The organism is Corallococcus sp. AS-1-6 (assembly GCF_020037015.1).
Lineage (GTDB): Bacteria > Myxococcota > Myxococcia > Myxococcales > Myxococcaceae > Corallococcus.
This window is the reverse complement of record NZ_JAIQDE010000023.1, coordinates 126,402-149,509: the sequence shown is the minus strand read 5'-3', so window position 1 is coordinate 149,509 and position 23,108 is coordinate 126,402. Positions and strand designations below refer to the sequence as shown.

Genomic DNA, 23,108 nt, shown 5'->3' with positions numbered 1-23,108 from the left:
GACTGGGATGGATGCTGGGGTGGATGGGGGCGTGCGGACTGCCCACGTGGGAGGACGAGCCAGCGGCGTGTGAGGCGCTGGTGCCGGGGGACCTGATCATCACGGAGTACCTCAACGACCCCGTGGGCGCGGACACGGGGAAGGAGTACGTGGAGCTCCACAACCCCACCGGGCAGACCGTGGACCTGCTGGGCGTCACGCTCTTCACCGCGCGCGACGAAGCGGCACAGGAGCGCGTCTACACGTTCACCACGGGCCTGCCGGTGGACGCGGGGGCCTTCGTCGTGCTGGGCGACGTGCGTGACGGCGCGCTGCCCGAGCATGTGGACCAGACCTACGGGGATGCGCTCGGCGCGCTGGGCAACAGCGCGGGGCTCCTGGGTCTGCGGTGCGGGACGCGCGTGCTCGACTCGGTGGCGCTGGCCGCGCCAGTGAAGTCGGGCGCGGCCCGGACCTATGACGGCCGGTTCGTGCCCGACGCGGAGGGCAACGACGACCTGTCGCGCTGGTGCGACGCGCCGGACGGAACGCGTGGCAGTCCGGGACGCGCGAACGCGCCGTGTCCCGCACTGCCGGATGGCGGAGTCACCTCCGGAGCGACGTGTCTGCCGCCGGGCGCGGACTCTCCCCGGGACATCCAGTCCCCGCGGCCCGGAGAGCTGATCATCACCGAGGTGATGGCCAACCCGCGAGGAGACGACACGGTGGGCGAGTGGCTGGAGGTCCGCGCCACCGTGCCCGTGGACCTCAATGGGCTGACGGTGGGAACGGACACGTCCGGCACGCGCCTGGAGTCGGAGCGTTGTCTGTCCCTCGCCGCCGGAGAGTCCGCGCTGCTCGCGCGCAGGCGGGAACCGGAGGTGAACGGCGGCCTGCCGGAGCCGCTGGCCACGTTCTCCGTGGACCTGCGCAACGCGGGCGGCGGGGTCGCCATCCGCGCGGGCAGCGTGCTCATCGACAGCGCGCTGTATGGCCCGGCCCAGGACGGCGTGGCCACCCAGGTGTCCGCGCCGCTCACCGCCGATGCGAAGAGCAACGACGTCACGGCGTCCTGGTGCGCCGCCACGGAGGCCTACGGTGACAAGGGCAACCTGGGTACGCCGGGACGGACCAACCGCGCGTGCACCGGAGCGGACGCGGGCACGGCGCAGGCAGGCTGTATCGACCGGACCACGGGGCAGCCCCGTGCGCTCCGCGCTCCCACCGTGGGCTCGCTGGTGCTCACCGAGTTCATGGCAGACCCCGCCGCCGTCCCGGATGCGCAGGGGGAGTGGGTGGAGGTGCTCGCGCTGCGCGAGGTGGACCTCAACGGGGTGACGCTCTCCAGCGAGTCGGGCAGCTCCGTCCTGGAGTCCCCGCTGTGCCTGTCGATGAAGTCCGGAGGCTTCGCGGTCCTCGCGCGTGGTGAAGACGCTTCACTCAATGGCGGATTGCCCTCAGTGCTCGGCACGTTCGCGTTCGGCCTGGGCAACGGCGCGGGGGCCCATGTCCTCAAGCTGTCGGCGCAGGGGAGCGTGCTGGACTCGGTGGTCTTCACGAACGCCGCGAGCCCCGGCGTGTCGTCGCAGTTGGACGCGCGCGTGCGGGACGCCACCGGCAACGACGCGGCCGGGGCCTTCTGTCCCACGCCCGCCGGCGTGACCTTCGGCGCGGGCGACCGGGGCACCCCGGGCCGGGAGAACCGGACGTGCGCGCGATGAGGACGCGGCGGTTTGCTTGGCTGGTGCTGCTCACCGTCCTGTCCGCCTGTGGTGGCGGGGAAGGGGAGTGCGGCCCGAGCACGGGCGTGGTGACGAAGGTCATCGACGGGGACACGGTGGTGCTCCAGGACGGCGAGCGGATCCGCTACCTGCTGGCCGACACCCCGGAGACGACGCAGGGGCACGACGACTGCTTCGGCGAGGAGGCCGCGGCGTTCAACCGCTCGCTCGTGGAGGGCCGCACGGTGCGGCTGCGGGACGCGGAGGCGTGCACGGACCGCTTCGGGCGGCGGCTCGCGTACGTGTCCGTGGACGGAGAGGACGTGAACGCGCTGCTCGTGCGGCGCGGCTACGCGTGCACGCTGTTCATCCCGCCGGCCGGTGCCTCCCGGCGCGGCGAGTTCGAGGCCCTGGAGCTGGAGGCCCGGCGCGCACGCCGGGGCCTGTGGGGCCGCTGCCCGGCGCCGTGTCCCCGGGGGCGGCGCCCACCTGCGTCCACCCTGCGGCAGCGTGTCCATCACCGCCTGGGACAGCCGCGCGCCCAGCGGCCAGGCCCTGGTGGAGCTCGCGACCGGCCCTCGCCCGTCCGGACGTGGACCCGGGTCCACGTCCTGGAGGGCAGCCCCCTTGTCACCAGGACATGCTCGCCCTGTCCGCCCGTCCTTCGTTCCGCGAGTGGCATGGCCTGCGGCCTCCCGTGTGCTCGGGAGTCCGTCTCCCCCAGGTCAATGATGCGACCCGGCGGTTCACGGAGGCCTCCCATGGCCGCCCGCCACGTCCCTGGGTTCAATCCCAGAGGTGGGCAAGCCACCCCACCCCATCCCGCAAGCCCCATCCATTTCGCGACGCGCGATGTGCATCTTCCCTCCACTCCGGCCACGTCCAGGGAGCAGGGGTACGGTGACACTCACTCTTCCCACAGCAGGCGGCCTGCCTCGTACGACCGGTGCCTCCGGAGCGCCGGCATGAACCCGTTCGCGTCCACGACGGACTCGCTCGCGGACCTGGTGGAGGCGCGGCGCGAGGACATCCTCCGGCGCTGGGGCGCACGGCTGGACCCTCACCCTCCGGGCATGGCCGCGCAGCTCCAGGACCGGCTGGCGGGGATGCTCAAGCTGTTGGACGCGCTGGTGCTCGTCCTCCGTCAGGGCGCCGTGGAGAACTGGTCCTCGGGGGCGGTCTGGGCCCATGCCCGGGAAATCGGGCAGCGGCGTTTCCAGGCCGGCGCTCGCGTGGAGACGCTGGTGGAGGAGTACGGCCTGCTGCGCGAGGCCATCCTCGAGGTGCTGGATGCGTCCCACCGGCCGCTCGGCACGAACGAGCTGCGCGCGCTGTGGCGCGCGCTGGACCGGAGCCTGACGGAGGCCGTGGCCCACTACGTCCACGAGCACGGACAGGCGCTGCGCTCCCGCGAACAGCGGCTGCAGGAGATCCTCGACCACGCCCAGGCCGCCATCTACGCGAAGGACGCCAGCGGGCGGTACCTCTTCATCAACCGCCCCTTCGAGGCCATCTCCGGCCACCCGCGCGAGTCGGTGCTGGGGCGCTCGGACCTGGACCTGTTCCCCCGGGAGACGGCGGAGCGCTTCCGCTACAACGACCGCCGGGTGCTGGCGTCGAAGACGCCGCTCGTCTTCGACGAGGAGGTGCTCCAGCCCGACGGGACGCACCTCTACCACACGATGAAGTTCCCCCTGCCCAGCGTGGTGCAGGGCGAGCCGTGGGCCCTGTGCGGCGTGTCCACGGACATCACCGCCACGCGCACGCTGCGCCAGGAGCGCGACGAGGCCCGCGAGCAGCTCCACCGCGTGCTCACGCAACTGCCCGTCGTGCTGTGGGCCTTCGACGCGCAGGGCGTGTTCACCCTCTTCGAGGGCGAGGGCGTGACGTCCACCTCCGTGCCCTCCCGGGTGATGCACGGACGCTCCGTCTTCGACGTGTTCCGGAACCGGCGGGACGTGCTGGAGGTCGTCCTGCGCGCGCTGGCCGGCGAGCGGCTGTCCACGGAGCTGTACCTCATGGGCGTCTGGTTCGAGGTCCGCCTCCTGCCGGTGTTCGACGCGGGCGGGCGCGTGGTGAGCGTGTCGGGCGTGTCGCTGGACATCACCGAGCGGCGCCGCGCGGAGCAGGAGCTGCGTGCGTCGGAGACGCGCTACCGGCTGGCCACCCTGGCCACCCGCGACATCATCTGGGACTGGGACCTGGTGACGGATGAAATCCACTGGAGCGAATCGGCGCCCCGCGTCCTCCGGCTGGACATGTCCCGGGGGCCGCCCGTCATGGACACGGCGTGGTGGACGGCCAGCCTGCACCCCGACGAGCGCGAGCAGGTGATGCGGGAGCTGCAGAGGGCCATCGACAGCCACGAGGGCCACTGGGAGGCCGAGTACCGGATTCGCCGGGGCGACGGGACGTGGGCCTTCGTCGAGGACCGGGGCCGCGTGGTGAAGGACCTCCAGGGCCGCCCGGTGCGCATGGTGGGCGCAATGCAGGACGTCACCGACAGGCACGAGGCGGAGGCCGAGGCGAGGCGCCGCGCGGAGTTCGAGCAGTTGCTCATCGGCATCGTCGGCCACGACCTGCGCAACCCCATCTCCGCCATCACCATGGCCGCCACGTCGCTGGCCAGGCGGGAGGACCCCGACCCGCGCGACCAGAAGGCCGTGGCCCGCATCCTCTCCAGCGCCGAGCGCGCGCACCGCATGCTGCGCGACGTGCTGGACTTCACCCAGGCCCGGCTGGGCGGCGGCATCCCCATGGCCCCGCGCGACGTGGACCTGCTGGACCTGGTGCGCCAGGTGCTGGACGAGGTGCAGCAGGCCCACCCGGAGCGGCGCCTGGAGGTGGCCGGGCGGGGCGTCACCCGGCTGTGGTGCGACCCGGACCGGCTGGCGCAGGTCATCACCAACCTGGTGAACAACGCGCTCGCCTACGGAGACGCCCACTGCCCGGTGCGCGTGCGGCTGCGGGGCCAGGCGGGGGGGGTGACGCTCGCGGTGAAGAACCAGGGGCGCCCCATCCCCCAGCACCAACTGCCGCACCTGTTCGAGCCCCTCAAGCGCGCGGAGCTCCGGGATGGCCAGCGCAATGCCCACGGGCTGGGGCTGGGGCTGTTCATCGTGAAGCACATCGTGGACGCGCATGGCGGCCGGCTGCGCGTGCGCTCCACCGCGCAGGACGGCACCACCTTCCTCGTGCAGTTGCCGCGCCGGCCGCCCGCCCGGGACTGAAAGGGGCCGCCCCTGCCCGGGGCGCGCTTGCCCTCCAGGGACGGCCCGGGTAGCAAAGGGGCTCCGGCGGCGGGCGGGCCCGTCCTTTCCGGAAGGAGAGCGGAGCAGCGCCATGAACAAGAAGTGGATCCTCGGGCTGGGGCTGGGTGTGGGCGGGCTGCTCCTCGTGGGCGGAGGCCTGGTCGCCACGGGGTACTGGGCGGACCGCCAGATGGACGGCGCCGGCGTGGCCGCGCTGATGAAGTCCCAGGAGCGCGCCCAGAAGACCGCGGAGCTCAACGCCCGCTACCCCTTCCAGCCGCCTGCCGCGGGCAAGGTGCTGAAGCTGGACGAGGCGCGGCTGGAGGCCTACCTCGCGGCGCGCGAGGCGACCCTGCCCGCCTACGACGTGCTCCAGAAGGAGTCCCTGGAGTTCGTCCAGAAGTACGGCAACGAACTCAGCAACGGGAGCCACAGCGCGAAGCTCCGGGCCGCGGGCGCCTCCCTGCGCATGCTGGGCAAGGCCCAGGCCTCCCTCCTGCTGAACCTGGAGGCGCAGCGCATGTCGCCCCAGGAGTTCGGCCGCCTCACCGCCGTGGTGTATCCGGAGCCCCAGGCCGCCGCGCCGGACGCGGGCGTGGCGATGGTGTCCCAGGCGAGCGACCCCGCGAACATCGCGCTCCTGGAGGAGCAGCTCGCCGCCATCGGGCCGCGGTTGGAGGACCCGAAGCTCAGCGAGGCAGAGCGGCTGCAACTGGAGCAGCGGCGCGCCGGGCTGCGCAAGTACATCACCCAGTTGGAGGTGGCCTCCGGCAAGGACGTGAAGGACGCCAACGCCGCCCTCCTGAAGAAGCACGCGGCGCGCATCGCGAAGGCGGCGAACCCCACGTTCGACCAACTGCTGACGAAGCCCCTGAGCCCCGGCGGCACCTGAGGCGCCTCAGGCCTCCACCTGGCGCACGGACCTGCGGTGCAGGAGGCTGGCGCCCACCGCCCCGCCAATCACCGCCACGATGATGGCCACGGACAGGAGCGGCGGGATGTGCACCCACGTCTCCACCACCATCTTCACGCCCGCGAACGCCAGCACCCCCGCCAGCCCGTAGTGCAGGTACTTCAACTGCCCCACGGCCCCGGCGATGACGAGGTAGAGCGCGCGCAGCCCCAGGATGGCGAAGGCGTTGGAGCTGTAGAGGATGAACGTGTCGGTGGTGACGGAGAACGCCGCCGGCACCGAGTCCACCGCGAACAGGATGTCCGTCACCTCCAGGCCCACCAGCGCCAGCAGCAGCGGCGTGGCCAGCCTGCGCCCCTGCTGCTTCACCACGAAGCGCGGCCCCTCCACCTGGTCCGTCACCGGCAGACTCCTGGCCAGCCAGCCGACCACGCGGTTGTCCTCCTGCTTGGAGGGGTCCTCGCGCAGGACGCGCCACGCGGTGACGAGCAGGATGGCGCCGAAGACGTACGACACCCAGCCCCAGCGCTGCAGCGCCGCCGCCCCCACGAAGATGAACAGGGCCCGGAACACCAGCGCCCCGAAGATGCCCAGGAAGAGCACCTCGTGCTGGTAGCGCTGGGGCACGTTCAGGCTGCGGAAGATGACGAGGAAGACGAAGACGTTGTCCAGGCTCAGGCTCTTCTCGATGAGCCACGCCGCCAGGTACTCGTGGCCGCGCTCACTGCCCAGCGTCGCCCACACGAAGCCGCAGAACCCCAGCCCCAGGCCCACCCACGCCAGGCTCCACAGCACCGCCGCGCGGCGCGACTGCCCCCGGCCTCCCCGGTGCGCGAGCAGGTCCACCACCAGCAGCGCCAGGAGCAGCGCCCAGAAGACGATCCAGGCCCAGGAGGGGGTGCTTTGCATGACCCCTCCAACCTAGGCATCCCCCCGGCTCCCGCCCCAGGGAAGGCTTCGCGCGGAGTCAAATCCCACCCAGATTGGCGGTCATGACACCCCTTGTCAGGGGGATGTGCTGGGGGAGGGCGAGCGTTGTCCTCTTCCCTGCTCAGGATGTGATACTTCCCAGGAAGCCCAGGAACATCATGATTCTCAACACTCCAAAGGCGGTGCGATGAACACGGTCATCTTCGCTTGTACGCACAACGCGGGTCGCTCGCAGATCGCGGCGGCCTTCTTCAACCTGCTGGCGGACCCGGCGAAGGCGCGCGCGATTTCCGCGGGAACGCAGCCGGCCGAGCGTCTGCATCCCGAGGTGCTCGCCACCATGAAGGAGATGGGCGTGGACCTGGGCGATGCGAAGCCGCAGCGCCTGACGCCCGAGCTGGCGAAGAGCGCGCAGATCCTGGTGACGCTGGGCGGGCTGCCGGACGCGCCGGTGGTGGCGGACCAGAAGCGCGAGGACTGGCCCATGGAGGACACGGTGGGCAAGTCCGCGGCGGACGTGGAGAAGATCCGCGACACGACGGCCGCCATGGTGTCGGACTTCGTGAACCGCCACGGCTGGGAGCGCCCGCAGTAGTCGGGTGCGGCAGGCAGGGCCCCTCTGACGCGTGACCGTGGGTGTCCGGGCCCGAAGGGCGGGCGGACGGACTCGCGAGGAGGGGAGGCGAAGGCCGCGACGTCCAGCGTCGCGGCGGGGGGGCTTCCCGGGCCATGGCGCCAGCGGGGGCCGGGTGGCTTGAAAAGGGGGAGGGGCTTGCCGCACGCTGTGTCTCTTCGCGGACACGCGGTTCGCGCGGCTCACCTCCAGGTTCGCAGGCTCCATCATGCTCTCCGTCCTTCTCGCCGGGCTGCTCTCGCAGACGGCGCCGCCGGTCTCCGCCCGCCAGCAGGGCGTGCCCATTGGCCGGGGCGACACGATTCCCAAGGTGGTGTTGAGCGCGCCGTCCGGCGGGTGGACGGTGGACCGGATGCTGCAAATCGAGGGCACGGTGAGCGACGCCTCGGTGGATCCGGTGGTCGTGTCCATCAACGGCGACCGCTACCTGATGCGCACGCAGGGGGGGCGCTTCAGCCGCAAGTTCCCCGCGGCCAGCGGCAAGAACGTGGTGACGGTGATGGCCACCAACAAGGGTGGCACGGCGCGCGCGCAGGCGACGAGCTACGCGCAGGTGCCGCCGGTGCCGCTCAAGGCCATCCTCACGAGCGACACGGACGGCGTCTACACGGACCTGCACATCTACGAGCCCACGGACGCGAGCAGCGCGGGCGACACGCTGGACGTGACGTCCATGGCGCACGTGTACTGGGCGAACACGGAGAGCCCGTCCGGCGGCACGTTCTTCCTCAACGAGCAGGGCGGCGACTTCGACCAGCCGGCGTACGGCCCGTACCTCTACATCCACCGCGCGCCGCCCAAGGGCGTGTACCTGGTGGCGACGAACTACTGGCCCAGCGGTGACAAGGCGCACACGGTGGCCACGCTCAACCTGGCGCTCTTCGAGGGCACGCCGGGCGAGGTCCGCCGCCGCGTGCGCATCCCGCTGGCGACGCCGGGCACGACGCGCGTGCTGGCGTGGGTGAACATCCTGGGAGACGGGCAGGCGGAGGTGTACGTGCCGTCCGCGGATCCGAAGCCCAAGGGGAACGGCTGGCCCACGAACCTGGAGGAGGCGGTCAAGGAGCTCCAGAAGAGTGGGGACGGCGGTGGCGGCGGAGACGAGGGCTACTGAAGCGGCCGGCGCTCCCGGCTCGGCCCCGCCATGCGCGTCCTGATGCTCACGTTGCTGTTGAACGCCGCTGCGCCGCCCTCCGTGGAGGCTCGGGCGCGGCCTGCCGCGTCCATCGCATCGGAGCCCGTGGCCCCGGAGACGCGCTCGCGGCTGCTGCGCCGGGAGGTCGCGCAGGTGGCGCTCGCGCAGGTGAAGGCCTTCGACGCCGCGTGGCAGCCGGCGCAGCGCGACTGCGCGGGCCTCATCCGCTACGCGTACCGCACGGCGTACCGGCGCGTGGCCGCCGAGCGCCTCGCCTCCCCGCTGTGGCGGGACGCGCGCGGCGGACCCTCTGATTTCGCGGACGCGGAGACGCTGATCAGCCGCAGCTTCGCTCCGCTGGGCCGGGGCGAGGACGCGCGCGAGCAGCTCCGCACCGGGGACGTGGTGGCCTTCCGCCAGGAGCACGACGCGGGCCCCGTCTTCCACCTGATGCTCGTGGTGCGCCCGGAGGACCGGGCCCATGCCCCCGCGCGCGTCGTCTACCACCCCGGTGAGGCCGGAGCGCGCGTGCGCACCGGCGTCCTGGACTCCCTCGCCACCGAGGCGCCGCTGGAGTGGCGCCCCGTGCCGGCCAACGCCGCCTTCCTCGGCTTCTTCCGCTTCAAGGAGTGGATGTCATGACGTCTCCCGTGAGCCCGCCGCCCCCCGCTGGAGGCGGAGGCAAGGGCCCCTCGTCCGCCGCGCGCATCGCGCTCATCGGCGCCCTCGTCGTGGGCGTGGGCGTGGGGGCCTTCGTGCTCGGCCGCAAGAGCGGCGGCGGCGGCTCCGGCCCCGCCTTCTCCTCCGGTGAGCCCAAGGGCCCGCCGACCGCGGGCGCCACCGTGGAGGGCATGCCGGAGGTGTCCTCCTCGAAGATGGAGGTGCCCGGCGCCGCGGCGCTCCCCGCCCTCTGGGTGGACGTGCACTCGCCCGCGAAGGTGCGCGACGCGCTGGCGCGCAACGCGTGGCTGAAGTCGCAGTGGGAGAAGCCGCTGGGGCAGGGCTTCACGAGCGGCTGGGCCGCGTTCCTGGGCTCGACCGGCGCCGACCTCAAGGCGTCCTTCAAGGGCGCGGTGCTGGACGTCGTCGTCGGGCAGTTGCTCGACACGCCGTTCCGCACGGTGTGGTTCACCGGCGACGCGCGCGTGGGCACGCCCGCCCTCATCGTCCCCAAGGCGAACAAGACGGCGCGGGCGGCGTGGGACTCGCTGGACGCCGTGGCGAAGCGCGGGGAGCTGGTGGCGGACGGGTGCCCCGCCAGCACGGGGGAGGTGCCGGACGGCGGCTTCCACCTGTCGCGCTGGCTCGTCGCCGAGCAGACGGTGTGGGCGGCGCGCACGGAGGACCGGCTGGTGCTGTCGCGCCACCCGGTGGTGGTGCTCCAGGCGCTGTGCGCGGCGCTGCCGGAGCTGGACGGGGAGCTGGGCGTGGACGTGGAGGTGGGCTTCGACGCGAACGCCTACGGCCGCGAGGCGCAGCTCTTCACCCATGTGCTCGGCCTGGGCGAGGACACGCGGCTCCAACTGGGCGTGGACGGCGACCGGCTGGTGGCGAAGGGCATCGCCGGGAAGGTCAGCGGGACGTGGGTGGCCACCGGCAAGCCCCTCTCCGACGACCTGCTCAAGCTGGTGCCCGAGGACACGCCGGTGCTGTTCGCGTTCCAGCTCATGCTGCCGGAGTCGCTGGAGCCCGCGCAGCTCAAGGCCTTCTGGAAGGGCGAGAGCCGGGCCCCGATGCGCGCGCGCCAGGTGGCCGTGGCGTGGACGCCGCGCGGCAGCGCGTCCATGGAGCCGGAGCTGGCCCTGCTGTGGGGCGACGAGAAGGACGCGGAGGGGCTGTCCGCGCTGTTCTCCGGCGGCGCGCGGACGCTGGTGCGCGCCACGCTGTGCAAGCACGTGGTGCTGGCCACGAGCCAGCCGGAGGTGGAGCGGCTCCAGAAGGCGTGCGAAGGCCGCGCGCCCAACATGCTCAACGCCGCGGGCCCGGTGGTCGCGGGGCTGCGCGCGCCCTCCACGGTGGTGCTGGGCGTCAACACGGGGCGGCTGCTCAGCGGGCTCGCCATGGACGGCTACACGTCCGAGGCGCGCGTGGACCGCGCGTCGCCCATGCCCAAGGCGCTGCCCCCTGAAATCGAAGCGGCCCGCCGCGACCTGGAGGCCCTGCCGTACCTGGGCTTCCGGGGCAACGCGCAGGGCTACGTCATGGCGTCGGAAGGATTTGGGACATGAAGACCTCCGTTCGTTTCGCGGCCCTGGCCGCGCTCCTGCTGTCCGGCGTGGCGCTGGCCAAGCCGCTCTACATCACCGTCCCGCGCTCCTACGGCAGCAGCGAGCCGGTGGCCGTGGACGTCGCCTTCGAGGACAAGGGGCCCGTGGAGCTGCGCGTGCTCCAGCCCGCGAACCTGGACGCGTTCATCCGCGCGCAGGGCGACCTGCGGCGCGCGTATGAGACGCCGCCCACGCTGCTCAACCCGGGCCGGGGCCTGAGCCGCGGCCTCAACGCGGTGCGCTCGCCGGGCCTGGTGCTGATGGAGGCGCTGTCGCCCGACTTCCGCCAGGAGGTGGGGACGTCACTGCCGAAGCCGCCGGCGGACTCCTCGTCCGGCGAGCCGCTGGCGAAGGTGGCGGAGGGGCCGGAGAAGCTGGTGGGCACGCCGCCGGGCTTCTCCGTGGTGCGCAGCCAGTGGCTCAACCTGGACCTGGGCGGCGCCAACCGCGACTTCAACGTGCCGGGCTTCGACACGGGCGACAGCGGCAGCGGCTTCCAGGAGCGCCGCGTGCTGCTCGCGCCGCTGCCCGCGGGCACCTACGTGCTCCAGTTGGTGCAGGGCCGGGTGGAGGGGCAGGTGGTGCTCGTCGTCAGCGACGTCACCGTGCAGCTCAAGCAGACGGACGGCCAGGTGCTGGTGCGCGTGGCGGGGCGCGACCAGCAGCCGCGCGCGGGGGCGCAGGTGCAGGTGTACCTGCCCACGGGCAAGGGCCCCACGGGCACCACGGACGACAAGGGCGAGGTGACGCTGGCGGTGACGGAGCCGCGCATCATCGCGACTGTGACGGCCGGCCAGGACACGGCCATCGTGGACACGGACTTCTACTCCGCGCTGGCGGTGGCGCCGGACGTGTTCATCTACAGCGACCGGCCCATCTACAAGCCGGGCAACGAGGTGAAGTTCCGCGGGCTCGTGCGTCAGCCGGACACGTTCCTTGCGCGGCTCTTCACGCCGAAGAAGCGCGACGTGCGCGTGAAGCTGGTGTCGCAGGAGGGCCGTGAAATCGTCACCCGCGCGGCGGTGGACGAGTTCGGCGCGTTCAACGGCACGCTGAAGGTGCCGGACGACCTGGGCACGGGCGTGCTGCGCATCGAGGCGGACCTGGACTCGCAGCCCCACCAGGGCGAGGCGCGCGTGCAGGACTACGTGAAGCCCACGTTCTACCTGGAGGTGCAGCCCGCGTCGGAGACGGTGGTGCCCGGCCAGACGGTGAGCGTGACGGTGCGCGCGCGCCGCTACGCGGGCGGCGTGCCCAAGGGCGCGAAGTACGAGGTGTTCCTCTACCGCAGCCTGCTGGACGCGCCCGCGTGGGTGGACGACTCCGGCCGCGGCGGCCAGGGCAGCGCGGTGACGTACGGCACCGCCTCCAGCAGCGAGGGCAAGCTGAGCGTGCCGGAGCGGCTGTACTCGTCCGTCGCGGAGCGCCAGGCCACGGACGACCCGTGGTCCTCCGCCAGCGAGTTCAACGCGGAGGGCGAGGCCCAGGTGGAGGTCGCCGTGCCCCCGCTCGGCCCGGGCGAGGACCGGCTGCCGTACCGCTACAGCCTCACCGTGCGCGCGCGGGATGATCAGGAGACGTTCGCCACCGGCACCGCCGCCTTCTTCCTGTCGAAGGTGGAGGTGCTGGGCGTGGCGCGGTTCTCGGACGCGGTGGTGCAGAAGGGCTCGGACGCGCAGGTGTCCGTGCGCGCCACCACGCTGTCCGGCAAGGCCTACGGCGTCACCACGGGCGAGGTGGACTTCACGCTGGTCCGCGCGGACGGCAGCGAGAAGGAGCTGGGCACGCAGACCTTCACCACGCAGCAGGACGGCACGTCCCGCCTGAAGGTGCCCACCACGGACGTGGGCCGGGTGGTCGCGAGCGTGACGGTGAAGGACAAGAAGGGCGAAGCCTGGACGGGCGAGGAGTCGCTGCTCGTCATCGGCGGCGCGGACGAGCCCGTGGCGCAGGTGCCCAACCTCACGCTCGCGTCGCTGTCCGGCACGCTGGAGCCGGGCGACAGCGCGAAGCTGGTGGCGCTGATGCCGGACGGCTGGGGCCAGGGCGGCAGGGACGCGGGGCCCGTGTGGGTGACGCTGACGGGCGCGAGCCTGTACGGCACCACGGTGGTGCCGTTGAAGGGCCGCACGCTGGTGCACACGTTCCCGGTGGAGAAGCGCTTCGGCAGCGCGGTGTACGCGTCCGTGGCGTACCCCACGGCGACGGGCCGCTGGGAGGAGCGCACGGTGGCGTTCCGCGTGGTGCCGAAGGAGCGCACGCTCACGGTGGCGTTGCAGCCCCGCCGCGCGGAGGCGCTGCCGCTCACGGAGCAGGCCATCGACGTGCGCGTCACCGACAGCGACGGCAACGGTGTGTCCGCGCAGGTGTCCGTGGGCGTGGTGGACAAGGCCGTCTACGCCATCCAGTCCGAGTTCCGCCCCGGCGTGCTGGACTTCTTCTATCCGCCCGCGCGCGACAACGTGACGAGCTTCTACTCGGCGGAGTTCCAGGGCTACGGCTACGGCGAGCAGTTGGCGCGCAAGATGGCGGGGCTGCCCGACCACGCGTTCGCGTCCATCAAGCCGCCCAGCCGCAACGCGAAGGACCTGGAGAAGGACACGGCGCACTGGGACCCCGCGGTGGTGACGGACCGGGACGGGCGCGCGACGGTGCGCTTCACGCTGCCCTCCAACCAGACGCTGTGGGTGGTGACGGCGGTGGCGGCGGACACGTCCGGCCGCTTCGGTGAGGGCACGGCGGAGTTCGCCACGCGCGGCGGGCTCAACGTCTACGCGGCGCTGCCGCAGTTCCTGCGCGAGGGCGACGAGGCGCTCGCGTCCGTGCGGCTGGCCGCGGGCTCGAAGTCCAAGGGCAGCCAGGTGCTGGACGTGCGGTTGCAGCCGGGCGGCGCGCTCCAGGCGGACGCGCTCCAGCGCAAGGTGGAGCTGGGCGAGGGCGGCGAGCAGGTGGTGCCGGTGACGCTGCGCGCGGCGAAGACGGGCCCGGCGCAGCTCTCCGTGGACGTGGTGGGCGGCAAGGATCCGCTGCGAGACCTGAAGCGCTTCGACGTGGCCCCGGCCGCCGTGGAGGACGCGGTGCAGGTGAGCGCGTGGGGCGGGGGCGCGCTGTCGCTGGAGGCGCCGGAGGCTTCCGCGTTGACGCGCGTGGAGCTGGTGCTCCAGCCGTCCACGGTGGACGCGGCGCTCACCAACGTGCGTGAGCTGCTCACGTATCCGTACGGGTGTCTGGAACAGCTCGTCTCCACGACGGTGCCCAACGTGGCGGTGTACCAGGTGCTCCAGAAGGCGGGGGCGCTGGACAAGCTGGACCCGGACTCGCAGGCGCTGCTGGCGGAGGCGCGCAGCCGCTCCGTGCAGGGCACGGCCCGCATCCTGGGGCTCGCGGTGAAGGGCGGCGGCTTCACCTGGTTCGGCGGCTACAGCGAGCCCAGCCTGCCGCTCACGCTCATCGCGCTGGACGGCCTGGCGTACGCGTCCGAGGCGGGGCTGGTGGACCGCGACGACGCGCGCATCCAGGAGAGCGCGAAGTGGCTGGAGGCGCAGGAGGGCCTGCCGCCGGAGTACGACGCGACGCGCGCCTACGTGCTCGCGCGCCTGCAGGGTCCGCGTCAGGCGGCGCGGGTGCGCGCGCTGGTGGAGTCCGCGAAGCCGGGGGATTTGTATCCGCTGGCGCTCGCGGTGCTGGCCGCGGAGAAGGCGGGCGTGATGAAGGAGCCCGGCCTCCAGGAGCGCATCCAGGGGCTGGTGAAGGAGAGCGGCGAGGGCTTCGCGAAGCTCGCGGGGCTCCGGGGCGAGGCGGAGACGTCCGAGGCGTTCTACCGCTTCCCGCTGCGGCGCGTGGGCCTCACGGCCATCACCGCGCACGCGGCGTCGTTCGGGTCGCTGGACGTCACGCGCGCGCGCAAGCGCATCCTGGAGATGCTGAGCGAGCCAGGCCTGTCCACCTTCGACCGGAGCACGGCGCTCTTGCACTCGCTCTGGCTGGTGGAGCGTGACGCGAAGGCGTTCAAGGGCATGGCGCCGCCGGAGGTGAAGGGCGCGTCGGCGCCGGTGAAGTTCGCGGCGCGGAGCATGGGCCTGGTCGCCACGCTGCCGGCGGGGACGCGCACGGTGGACGTGGGCGGCTTCGACGGCGTGGCCACGCTGCGCGCCGCCGCGATGACGCCGCTCAAGAGCGTGCAGCCGCGCGTGAACGGGATGTCCGTGGAGCGCGCGTACTACGTGCTGCGCGAGGGCGGGAAGGTGAAGCTGGACGCGGGCGCTTCCGTGAACCAGGGCGAGGAGGTCTACGTGGAGCTGACGCTGGATGCGCGCGGGGAGAACCGGGCGCGCTCGGCGTACTACGTGGTGGAGGACGCGGTGCCGGCGGGCTTCGTTCCGCTCCAGGAGGACAAGGTCTTCCGCGGTCCGCCGCACTCGCTGCCGCTGGCCCCGGAGGCGCTCAAGCGCCGGCAGTTGGACCCGTCCCGCGCGACGTTCTTCTTCGAGGAGCCGGCGTGGTGGAGCGACAGCCCGCGCACGGTGGGCTACGTGATGCGCGCGCAGTTCGCGGGCACGTTCGCGGCGCCGCCCGCGACCATCGAGGACATGTACTCGGCGCGCATCCGGGGCCGCACGGCGTCGGACGTGTTGAAGGTGGTGCCCTCGAAGACGTCCGTGAGTGACCTGTAGCCCATGGGGTGGGCCGTCGCCGTCGCCGTGCTGTTGTCGGCCTCGCCCACCTTCGTCACGAAGGGCGATGTGACGCCCGAGGCGGACCTGCGCCGTGAGGCCCAGGCCGCCTGGACGACGCTGGAGGCGCAATACGCGGCGCAGGCGGGGGGCCTTCCGGCGAGGGCTCCCGCCACGGTGACGCTCCAGAAGGGCACGTCGCTGACGCCCGAGCGCAACGCGCAGGGCCGGCCCGGCGTGGTGGAGCTGCGGCAGAACACGCCCGGGGTGCTGGACGCGAGGACGCGCACGGCGCTGCGGCACGAGCTGGCGCACCAGTTGCTGTGGTGGGCCTGTCCCGCGTCCAGCGAGGACCGGCTCTTCCACGAAGCCTTCGCGCTGACGGTGAGCGGCGAGCTGCCCGCGTGGCGCGACGGTCCCTATCAATCGCTGTCCAGCGCGGCGCAGGCGGTGGCGAGCGCGCCAGCGGTGGACACGCCGCGAGCGAGGAGGGGACTGGCCCGCATCCTGGGGGAGCACACGGGGTTTCCCGCCGCGCTGACGCGCCGGCTGCGCCAGTGTCATGACGGAGCGCGCTGGGCCGCGCCCCTGACGGTGGAGGAGCTGGCGGACGTGGCGGTGCTCGCGCCCGAGCCGGCCACGGTGGTGGTGAGCCGGCACTCGGGAGAGGTGCTGTTCTCCGAGGGAGACGTGCGCCGCGCGGTGCCCTACGGCTCCGCGCTCAAGCCGTTCCTGTACGCGGCGGGGACCGTGCTCGCTTCGCCGCGCGATGTCCGCGGCTCCGGCACCTCTTCGGAGGCAGCGGGGCGTGCTGCTCCGGACTCCAACGCGCCTCCGCTGCTCGCGCCGCGCAGGGGCGTGCAGGAGTGGGCTTGCGGCGCGGGGCTGCCTCCGAAGGTGGATGCACGGATGGCGCTCCTGCGCTCGTGCAACGGATGGTTCCTGGACTGGGAGGCCACGGGGCTCGCGCCCAAGGCCTTTGGTGTCTGGGGGCCGGTGCTGTCCTCCGTGGGCCTCACCGGTCTGCCCTCGGACATGACGGAGGCCATCGGGCTTCGCTCCGCGCATGGCCTGTCTCCGTGGGGCATGGCGCAGGCGTACCGGTTGCTCGCGGAGGCGCGGCCGGATGTGCTCGCGCTCCTCACCGGCAACGTGGATGAAGGCACACTCAGCGGCCTCTCCACGTCCAGGGCGCTCAAGGGCGTCGCCACCAAGACGGGCACCGTGCGCGACGCCGCGAGCCGCCCCCAATTCGGATGGATCGCCGCCGTGGACGCGGACCTCGTCGCCGTCGTCGTGCGCCCCGGCAAGATGCCCCGGCACTTCGTGGATGAGCTCCCCGCGCTCCTCGCCCGCGTGCGCCGTCAGGCGGGACTGGACGCCGCGCGGGTGCAGGTGCTCGGCCTGCTGCCCTCCACGACCGTGGAGGCCCGCTGCGCGGGCGCGGGCTTCTCATTGGACGACGGCGTTCCTCGCGCCGCGCCACCGGACTTCTCTCGCCTGGACGCGCTCACCGCGAAGGGCCCCGCCGTCTGCCTGGGCAGCCCGTGGCGCGTGCGCTTCCCGGATGGCCCCGACGGTGGCCGCGACTACGCGGGTGTCTTTACCTGGTCCACGCCTCCTCCGTACCGTCCTCCACCCGGCGTGCCCACCACGCCCAGCGCGCTCAAGGCCCGGCGTGGCTCCGACTTCGTCTTCCGCACCACGCGCGTGAAGTACACCGCGGGCGTCGTCGCCGCCGAGGACGTCACGCTCCAGGGCGAAGCCCGCATCGCGCTGGCCCGCATCGCCGCGCACAACGAGCGCCACGCCGACACCCGCCACCCCGGCCGCGCCCTCTGCGACACCACCCACTGCCAGGCCTTCCGGGGCACCGTGCGCATCCGCCCGGAGGAGTCCCGCGCCCTCCAGCTCCCGGCCCTGAAGTGGGACACCTGGCTCACCTTCTCGCAGGGCGGCGACACCCCATGGCGCGAGGTCCGTCCCCGCTCCGAGGTGGAGGCCCTGCTGGGCACGAACCTCGTCTCCCTGCGCTTCGAGTCCGGCCGCGTGCGCTACCTGCGCACCGAAGGCACCCCCGCCGCCCCCTACGAGGACGCGCGCTCCCTCCCGTGCGACACGCTGCGCGCCGGCCTGAAGCTCCCCTCCTGCCCCCAGCGCGCCTCCTTCGACGGCCCCCAGGTCCGCTTCGAAGGCCAGGGCCGGGGTCACGGCGAAGGCCTGGACGTGGAAGCCGCCAAGGCCAGCCCCGGCCTCTCCAGCGACGCGCTCCTGGAGCGCGCCTTCGGAGCCCGGGGCGGAGCCTCGACGCCCACCCCCTGAGGTCCCCCCGCCGTCCCCCCACCCAGACCTACTGGGTTTCCCATTACCCACTCGGGAAACCACGAAAAACGTGCTGACAAGGGCGGCGAATAACAGCTATTACGTAAGAATACCGTAGCGCTATTTGGTGTGAGGGGCCCAATGGCGGAGGGAATGAGCGAGGCGGAGGCCACGCGGCGCGCGTTGGAGGCGTTGCCGGAGGGCCTTCGGGTGCGCTGGGTCCAGGAGGGCCGCGGGGCCTGGGTGCTGGGCTGCCAGGACTCGAAGCCGAACCTGCACGCCCCCCGGGGCGAGGACGTGCTCATCCAGGGTGAGCTGTGGCTGCTGGGCGCGCGCTACGTGGAGGGCGCGGTGCCGCGAGGCGCCCTGCGGGTGTGGCTGCTGGAGGGGGCCGTGCGGCACGTGCTGGCCTCGCGCGTGGCGGTGGGCGGCGAGGACCTGACGCTGGGGCTGGGGCCTCCCGGGGCGCGGGTGCCGTCCGCGCGCGTGGTGTGTCAGCGCGTGGAGTGGCGGCCGTACTCGGTCGCGAACGCGGCGCCGCTGGCGGCGGCCTTCGTGGACCTGTGGCGCGGCCTGGGCCGGGGCTCGCGGCTGGAGCGGCTGGGGCTGGAGGTGGAGGGCACCGTGGAGGGCTGCGCGCGCGTGTCCCCCTTCGTGGAGGTGGAGCCGGACCGCAAGGGCAGCCGCCGCACCCCGACGCGCCACCCGCTGCCCCCCTTCGAGGCGGCCACGGCGGACGTGCTGCGCGACTGCCGCCTGTGGCTGCGCGCGATGGCGCACGCGCTGACCCGCGAGCCGCCCTTCCTGCGCGAGGTGTACCTGCCCCCGGGCGACGGCGAGCCCCTGGCGCTCCAGGCCACGGCCGCGGGCGGGTCGCTGAGCGCGCTGCTGGAGCGGCGGCTGAGATGGGCGGAGGGGTGGCTGTCTCCCTCCGCGCTGCTGGAGCTGGAGGTGTCGCGCACCGTGCCCGAGGGCGTGGGCGCCGGGGCCTGCTGGCTCACCACGCGCTTCGAGCAGGCGCAGACGGGCGGGATGGCCACCACCGTCACGCTGCTCGACACGCCCTGCTTCTCCTCGGAGGTGCTGGCGCTGCTGCGCGGCTGGGCCCAGGCCACGGCGCAGGGGCGCGGCGCGGTGGTGCGCGGCCTGTTGCCCGTGGAGTGACGCGGCCTCATCCCCCCGGGCCTCGTACCCGGGGGGAGGGCGCTCGGCCAGGCGGCCCTGGCAACGGGCTCCCGCGTCCACACCTTGCCCCCGTCAAACGTGCATCCGCGAAGGCGGGGGAGGCAGGGACCATGAGCAAGACGAACTGGAAGACGCGGGCGGTGACGGCGGCGGTCATGACGGGGCTGATGGGCTTCTCCGCCCACGCCCAGGACGAATCGTCCAAGGAAGAGAAGCACGAGATGAAGCAGGGCAAGGCCGTGGGTGAGGCCGCCGCCAAGCGCGTGCAGTACGTGGGCAAGCTGGCCGTCTTCAACAACCGGCAGATCAAGCTGGCGCGGCTCGCGGAGCAGCAGGCCACGAATCCGCAGGTGAAGGAGTTCGCCACCAAGCTGCGCGAGGACCACGAGCAGAACCAGGAGCAGCTTCGCACCTGGGCCCAGCAGAAGAAGATGGAGGTGAGCGCGCTCACCGACACCAACATCACCTCCGAGGACCAGATGGGCACGGGCGGCTCCGGCGTGCAGCAGGGCTACCAGGAGAAGATGAAGGGCTCCGGCGAGAAGCTGGGCAAGGCCTTCGACAAGACGAACGAGGAGATCAACAAGCTCCAGGCCAAGCAGGGGCCTGAGTTCGACAAGGCCTTCCTGTCGCGCATCGCGGAGGACCAGAAGAAGGGCAAGGACATCCTCGAGGAGGGCCGCAAGGAGTACAAGAACGACGCCACCTTCCTGGCGCTCCTGAGCGACACCGAGCGCACCGTCCGCGGCAACGAGACGGAGGCGAAGAGCCTCGAGAAGCAGATCAAGAAGCAGTAACCGCGTGTGTAGCGCGGTGGGCGTCGGACCGACGGGCCGGTTGACTCGGCCGGGTCCGGCGCCTATCCCCTCGCGGATGCGCACGGCACTCGCGGCGATGGGGGTGACATTCGGGGCGCTGCTGAGCGCGTGTCTGGCGTCCGCGCCGGTGGCCCATGCGGTCCCCTCCGAGGGCGTGACGCCCGCGGGCCCCTTCGTCGAGGACGCGCGCGCCCTCTTCGACGGCTGCGTCCCCCTGCCGGACAGCGCCACGTCGCGCACGTACCGCTGCGGCGCGCTCTCCGTGTGGCTGCACGAACAGCCCGGGCTGAGCGAACTCCAGGCCGTGGACTCCGGCCGCGCCCGCGTGCATGCCCGGCTGGGCACGGGCCTCACGGAGGCCCAGGGCGAGCTGCCGCTCGGCGGACAGCCGCGCCCGTCCCTGCGCTTCGAGCGGTGCTCCGGCGAGGCCCCCTGCACGGTGGGCGGCTACGTCACGGCGGTGACGCCCTCCGCGGGCCACGTGCGGCAACTGGGCTGCGTGGCGCGCGACGACATCCGCGCGGGGCTGGGCCGGTGCCTGGAGCTGTTCGCGTACCTGGCCACGCGGGGCAACCCGGAGGGCGACACGCTGTCGCCGTCCGCGCGCGTCATGCCGCCCCGGCTGCCGTGGCGGGTGCTGTACGTGCCGGAGGGGTGCGAGGTCGCGGACTCGACGACGCGCGCGGGGCGGATCCGCTGCGCCGCGTCCACCTTCTCCTGGAGCGTCTTCTGGCCGGTGGCGCCGGGCGCGGGCCAGGTGGAGCGCTGGCGCGACCGGAGCACGGAGGAGCTGCGCGACGCGCTCCCGGGGGCCAGCCCGACGCAGGTGCGCGACTGCTACGTGGAGGGCCAGGCCACGCGCTGCGTGCGCTTCACCGCGCCCGCGCCGGAGGGGGGCGGTGACGTCCAGGTCTGGACCGGCGGCGTGGACCGCCAGGGCTGGGGCCTGTTCGCGGCGTGCAGCCTCCCGGCGAGCGCGCCCTTTCCCACCCAGACACTCTGCGACGGCGTCTTCGCCCCGCGCTGAAGGGACGTGGCGTTCGTGTTCCTCCTGGAAGGCGTGTCCAAGCGCTTCGGCGCCTCGCAGGCCCTGCACCCGCTGGACTTGAGCCTGCCGCGGGGCGCCACCACGGTGCTCATCGGCCCCAGCGGCTGCGGGAAGTCCACGCTGCTGCGGCTGCTCAACGGCCTGCTCCGGCCCGACACCGGCCGTGTCCTCTTCGACGGTCGGCCCCTGCCGGAGGACGCGGACGCGCTGCTCGCCGTGCGCCAGCGCGTGGGCTACGCGCTCCAGGGCGGCGGCCTGTTCCCGCACCTCACCGGCGCGCGAAACGTCACCCTGATGGCGCGGCACCTGCGCTGGCCGGAGGCGCGGATCCGCGAGCGGCTGGAGCAACTGACGGACCTGACGCGCTTCCCGGCGGAGGCGCTGGAGCGCTTCCCGGGCGAGCTCTCCGGAGGCCAGCGGCAGCGCGTGGCGCTGATGCGCGCGCTGATGCTGGACCCGGACGTGCTGCTGCTGGATGAACCCCTGGGCGCGTTGGATCCGCTGGTGCGCCACGACCTCCAGGCGGACCTGCGCGGCATCTTCGAGCGGCTGGGCAAGACGGTGGTGCTCGTCACGCACGACCTGGCGGAGGCCGCCTTCCTGGGCCACGGCATCGTGCTGATGCGCGAGGGCCAGGTGGTGCAGCAGGGCGCGCTGGAGGACCTGGAGGCGCGGCCCCTGGACCCGTTCGTCACGCGGTTCATCCAGGCGCAGCGCCCGCTGCCCCTGCGGAGGCCGGGATGACGCGCGCGCTGGCGTGGCTGCTGCTGTTGCTCACCGTCGCGTGCACGAGCACCGAGGCCGGCGGGCCCCAGGTGCGCGTGGGGTCCAAGAAGTTCACCGAGTCCGTCATCCTCGGGGAGCTGGTGACGCAGGTGGCGAAGGACGCGGGCGCGCGGGCGTCGCACCGGCGCGAGCTGGGCGGCACCACGGTGCTGTGGGAGGCGCTGCGCCGGGGCGAGCTGGACGTCTATCCCGAGTACACCGGCACGCTGCGGCAGGAGCTGCTCGTGGGCCGCGCGCTGCCGGACGACGACGCGCTGAGGCGGGCGCTCGCGGACGAAGGCCTGCGGATGAGCGCGCCGCTGGGCTTCAACAACACCTACGCGCTGGGCATGAAGGAGGCGGAGGCCGAGCGGCTGGGCATCCGCCGCATCTCCGACCTGAGGGCGCACCCGGAGCTGCGCGTGGGCTTCAGCAACGAGTTCATGCAGCGGGGCGACGGCTGGCCCGCGCTGCGCGACGCGTACGGCCTGCCCCAGCGCGACGTGCGCGGCCTGGACCACGACCTGGCGTACCGGGGCATGGAGAGCGGCGCCATCCAGCTCACGGACCTGTACTCCACGGACGCGGAGATCGCCGCCTACGGGCTGCGCGTGCTGGAGGACGACCGGCACCACTTCCCCGCGTACGACGCCGTGCTCCTCTACCGCGCGGACCTGGAGCCGCGCGCGCCCCGGGTGGTCCAGGCGCTGCGCCGGCTGGAGGGCTCGCTGACGGAAGCGGAGATGGTCCGGCTCAACGCCCGCGCGCGGCTGGAGCACGTGCCGGAGGCCCGGGTGGCGGCGGACTTCCTCCAGGCCGCGTTCGGCCTGACGGCGGAGGTGCGCACGGACGGGCGGTGGGCGCGCGTCTGGCTGCGCACGCGCGAGCACCTGTTCCTCGTGGGCCTGTCGCTGGTGGCGGCCATCGCGCTGGCCATCCCGCTGGGCGTGGTGGCCGCGCGCCGTCCGCGCCTGGGGCAGGGCGTGCTGGGGCTCTCCAGCGTCATCCAGACGGTGCCGTCGCTGGCGCTGCTGGTGTTCATGATTCCGCTCTTGGGCATCGGCTCGAAGCCGGCCATCGCGGCGCTGTTCCTCTACAGCCTGCTGCCCATCGTGCGGAACACGGCGGCGGGGCTCCAGGGCATCCCGTGGGAGGTGCGCGAGTCCGCGGAGGCGCTGGGCCTGCCGTCCGGCGCGAGGCTGTGGCGCATCGAGCTGCCCATGGCGGCGGCGTCCATCCTCGCGGGCATCCAGACGGCGGCGGTCATCAACGTGGGCACCGCCACGCTGGGCGCGCTGGTGGGGGCGGGCGGCTACGGCCAGCCCATCCTCACCGGCATCCGGCTGGACGACGTGGGGCTCATCCTGGAAGGCGCGGTGCCCGCGGCGGTGCTCGCGCTCGCGGTCAGCGGCCTCTTCGAGGCGGTGGCGCGCGTGCTGGTGCCGCGGGGCCTGCGCGGCTGAGGCG

Annotated in this window: 15 protein-coding genes; 14 read left to right on the top strand and 1 reads right to left on the bottom strand. The window is 73.1% G+C overall.

The features are described 5' to 3' along the window. Positions 1-23 precede the first annotated feature (23 nt). From K8612_RS27740 to K8612_RS27730, 3 genes are all read left to right on the top strand, one after another. A complete protein-coding gene (locus K8612_RS27740) occupies positions 24-1,700 on the top strand; it encodes a lamin tail domain-containing protein (RefSeq protein WP_223764493.1) in 1,677 nt (558 codons plus the stop codon). Beyond that, positions 1,697-4,930 carry a PAS domain-containing protein gene (locus K8612_RS27735; protein ID WP_223764501.1) on the top strand — a complete coding sequence of 1,078 codons (3,234 nt, stop codon included), beginning with the start codon at positions 1,697-1,699 and terminating at the stop codon, positions 4,928-4,930. Before K8612_RS27740 ends, K8612_RS27735 begins: the two co-directional genes overlap by 4 nt. A 112-nt stretch (positions 4,931-5,042) precedes the next feature. Continuing rightward, on the top strand, positions 5,043-5,843 hold the full coding sequence (locus tag K8612_RS27730; RefSeq protein WP_223764492.1) for a hypothetical protein: 801 nt from the start codon (positions 5,043-5,045) through the stop codon (positions 5,841-5,843). 6 nt (positions 5,844-5,849) lie between these two features. Here K8612_RS27730 and K8612_RS27725 read toward each other — a convergent pair whose 3' ends face one another. Next, on the bottom strand, positions 5,850-6,773 hold the full coding sequence (locus tag K8612_RS27725; RefSeq protein ID WP_223739477.1) for a TerC/Alx family metal homeostasis membrane protein: 924 nt from the start codon (positions 6,771-6,773) through the stop codon (positions 5,850-5,852). Positions 6,774-6,981: 208 nt separating this feature from the next. On the opposite strand from K8612_RS27725, the gene K8612_RS27720 reads away from it, so the two are divergent. From K8612_RS27720 to K8612_RS27670, 11 genes are all read left to right on the top strand, one after another. Next, positions 6,982-7,389 (top strand): low molecular weight phosphatase family protein, encoded by a 408-nt coding sequence (locus tag K8612_RS27720; RefSeq protein WP_223739476.1) that lies wholly within the window; start codon positions 6,982-6,984, stop codon positions 7,387-7,389. Positions 7,390-7,636: 247 nt separating this feature from the next. After that, a complete protein-coding gene (locus tag K8612_RS27715; RefSeq protein ID WP_223764491.1) occupies positions 7,637-8,542 on the top strand; it encodes a DUF2135 domain-containing protein in 906 nt (301 codons plus the stop codon). A 30-nt stretch (positions 8,543-8,572) separates the two neighbouring features. After that, a complete protein-coding gene (locus K8612_RS27710; protein ID WP_223764490.1) occupies positions 8,573-9,205 on the top strand; it encodes a DUF1175 family protein in 633 nt (210 codons plus the stop codon). Continuing rightward, positions 9,202-10,791, top strand: coding sequence for a hypothetical protein (locus K8612_RS27705; protein WP_223764489.1), 1,590 nt, complete (start codon positions 9,202-9,204; stop codon positions 10,789-10,791). The genes K8612_RS27710 and K8612_RS27705 overlap by 4 nt, the downstream gene beginning before the upstream one ends. Further along, positions 10,788-15,503: an MG2 domain-containing protein gene (locus K8612_RS27700; RefSeq protein WP_223764488.1), complete on the top strand. Its 4,716-nt coding sequence runs from the start codon at positions 10,788-10,790 to the stop codon at positions 15,501-15,503. Before K8612_RS27705 ends, K8612_RS27700 begins: the two co-directional genes overlap by 4 nt. Before the next feature lie 3 nt (positions 15,504-15,506). After that, positions 15,507-17,825: a hypothetical protein gene (locus tag K8612_RS27695; RefSeq protein ID WP_223764487.1), complete on the top strand. Its 2,319-nt coding sequence runs from the start codon at positions 15,507-15,509 to the stop codon at positions 17,823-17,825. A gap of 141 nt (positions 17,826-17,966) precedes the next feature. Continuing rightward, on the top strand, positions 17,967-18,989 hold the full coding sequence (locus K8612_RS27690; RefSeq protein ID WP_223764486.1) for a hypothetical protein: 1,023 nt from the start codon (positions 17,967-17,969) through the stop codon (positions 18,987-18,989). A gap of 131 nt (positions 18,990-19,120) precedes the next feature. Continuing rightward, entirely contained in the window at positions 19,121-19,807 is a 687-nt protein-coding gene (locus K8612_RS27685) for a DUF4142 domain-containing protein (protein WP_223764485.1), read from the top strand. A 76-nt stretch (positions 19,808-19,883) separates the two neighbouring features. After that, complete coding sequence (locus tag K8612_RS27680) at positions 19,884-20,855, top strand: hypothetical protein (RefSeq protein WP_223764484.1); 972 nt, start codon at positions 19,884-19,886, stop codon at positions 20,853-20,855. Between the two features lie 15 nt (positions 20,856-20,870). Further along, entirely contained in the window at positions 20,871-21,620 is a 750-nt protein-coding gene (locus K8612_RS27675) for an ATP-binding cassette domain-containing protein (protein ID WP_223764500.1), read from the top strand. Beyond that, the gene (locus tag K8612_RS27670) at positions 21,617-23,104 is read left to right on the top strand and encodes a glycine betaine ABC transporter substrate-binding protein (protein WP_223764483.1); all 1,488 of its coding nucleotides are present in this window, start codon (positions 21,617-21,619) and stop codon (positions 23,102-23,104) included. The genes K8612_RS27675 and K8612_RS27670 overlap by 4 nt, the downstream gene beginning before the upstream one ends. The last annotated feature ends 4 nt before the right edge of the window (positions 23,105-23,108 follow it).